General features: G+C 73.1%; 1 protein-coding gene. It reads right to left on the bottom strand.

The window, feature by feature from the left end:
• Positions 1-274 precede the first annotated feature (274 nt).
• A complete protein-coding gene (locus ACSNOC_RS27820; protein ID WP_436750342.1) occupies positions 275-517 on the bottom strand; it encodes a hypothetical protein in 243 nt (80 codons plus the stop codon).
• Positions 518-847: the final 330 nt, after the last annotated feature.

The raw sequence follows: 847 nt of genomic DNA, 5'->3' as shown, positions 1-847 counted from the left end.
GCACCAGGAGAGGTCGATCACACGATCGACGCCGGCGTCCACATCCCGGAGCCGGAATCCCCGACACCGACACCGACACCGACGCCGACGTCGCCCGAATCCCCGTCCCCGTCCCCGACATCGCCCGAGTCCCCGCCCCCGGCGCAGCCGACGGGCCCGGCGCCCAACACCCCGGCACCGAGCGGCGGCCTCGCCGAAACCGGTATGTCCGGCCTCAGGGGCGCCATCGCCCTCACCGCCGTGCTGCTCGGCGCGGGCACGACAGCGGTCCTCATCACCCGTCAGCGGCGCGCACGACACCACTGACACCGGAAACACCGGAAACACCCGACGGGCCGGTGCGCCGCACCGGCCCGTCGGCCTGACCGGCGCGATCACCCACGGCATCGAAGCGGACCGCCCGCATTTCCGGAAGAGCGTCCTGTCCTGTCAGGGCGTGGTCTTCGACAGTGGCTGGGGTGGTTGAGGCGGTGGTCGGCAGTTCCTCAGCGCCATTGCGGGGCGTGGCCCAGCTCATGGGGAGAAGGGGGAGCCCCGGTGCCGCCCGAAGCGCTGCCCGCCTGCCTGGTGCCTGCCGCGGCGGTCCACGACGGCAGAGCGTGGCCGTCAGTCGCTGACCAGCTGTTGGGATACAGGCCGTTGCTCCCGGACGTGCGCGTGAACCGGCCTCCCTCTGGCCACGATTGCGTACGTGGGTGGGGCTGCACGAGCCGGTCCCCGCGGTCTCGCTGATACCGCCGATCTTCCCGAGCGGCAGACGCCGCTGCCGCTCGTCCAGGACCGGCGGCAACGCCGCGGACCTCGCGGCGACCGGGCCGACGGTGTCGATGGTGCGCGGGCGGGCGTT

The sequence above is a fragment of the Streptomyces sp. URMC 129 genome (genome assembly GCF_051386415.1).
Taxonomy (GTDB): domain Bacteria; phylum Actinomycetota; class Actinomycetes; order Streptomycetales; family Streptomycetaceae; genus Streptomyces.
Note: the sequence above shows the minus strand (reverse complement) of the source record. Positions and strands in the feature narration are given on the sequence as shown.